This is a genomic window from Companilactobacillus halodurans (assembly GCF_009600985.1).
GTDB lineage: Bacteria > Bacillota > Bacilli > Lactobacillales > Lactobacillaceae > Companilactobacillus > Companilactobacillus halodurans.
Genome location: NZ_VDFP01000300.1, coordinates 1 through 1,009, shown reverse-complemented (window position 1 = coordinate 1,009; position 1,009 = coordinate 1). Strand labels below are relative to the sequence as shown.

Annotated in this window: 2 protein-coding genes; both read right to left on the bottom strand. The window is 34.8% G+C overall.

Features of this window, described 5'->3' with window-relative positions:
• Positions 1 to 22: 22 nt before the first annotated feature.
• Positions 23 to 451: a GNAT family N-acetyltransferase gene (locus FHL06_RS14305; protein WP_153387341.1), complete on the bottom strand. Its 429-nt coding sequence runs from the start codon at positions 449 to 451 to the stop codon at positions 23 to 25.
• Between the two features lie 9 nt (positions 452 to 460).
• The gene (locus FHL06_RS14300; RefSeq protein WP_153387339.1) at positions 461 to 895 is read right to left on the bottom strand and encodes a MarR family winged helix-turn-helix transcriptional regulator; all 435 of its coding nucleotides are present in this window, start codon (positions 893 to 895) and stop codon (positions 461 to 463) included.
• Positions 896 to 1,009 lie beyond the last annotated feature (114 nt).

Here is a 1,009-nt window from a genome sequence, read left to right as displayed (position 1 = left end):
ATGTTCACTGGAGTGTTTTAGACTAAATTTTTGTCATTTTAAGATGAGGGGTGTGGTTGAATAGAAATGGTTCGCCGTGAGTTTGAAAACCAAATTTTTTATAGAATCCCTCAACTTGAACTTGAGCTTCTATTTCAATTAGTTGATTTGGATAATTTTTTTGAATGGTAGATAGGATGTATTTCATTAATTCATTTCCAAGCCCTAATCCCCGGTATTGTGGATCAGTGACGACTCTGCCAAAAGTTACATTGTTATTTTGTGGAAAAATTCGAGCGTAGGCCGCAACTTTGCCGTCAATTATATCAAAAATATGAATAGCTTCAGGGTCGTGTTCATCGACTTCTTGATAAATCCGTTTTTGATCCATGACAAATATTTTGGTTCTTAAATAAAAAATGTCAAAAAGTTCCTTAGTAGATAATTCTGAAAATCGTTTTACTTGCCACATAATAAAGGCCTACTTTCTGTTAAAGAGCAATGTGTCTATTGTTGACATTGCCTGATAAAACTTTTTCTGTTCAAGGTCGGATAAATTGCCAAGAAGGTCTTTGATCTGTTGATCAGAGCGTTCATCTAATTCTTTAACAAGCGCAAGGCCTTTAGAAGTTAAATGTAATTGAACCGAGCGAGAATCTGTTGCTGAAGGTGACTTGGTCAGGAGTTCATTTTTTTCAAAGCGTTTAATGATACGACTGGTGTAACTTTTATCCAGATTAAGACTATTAGCCACTTCAATTGGAGTTTTATCGTGGTTAAAGGAGATTTCTAAAATGACACGTCCCTCGGTCCAACTGAGTGGTGTTCCGAGAACTTTTTTATTTAGAATCCCAAGTAATTTAGTATAGTCACGGTTAAAATTACGGATCGAAGAGATTTCGGTTTGATTCAACAAAATGTATTTCCTCCGAGAGTTAATAAAAATTATTATGGCATTATAGTGGACTTTGTCCCCTATAATTCTGTGGATATCTAATATGATTACATGTGAGAGTGATAGATGTTGATA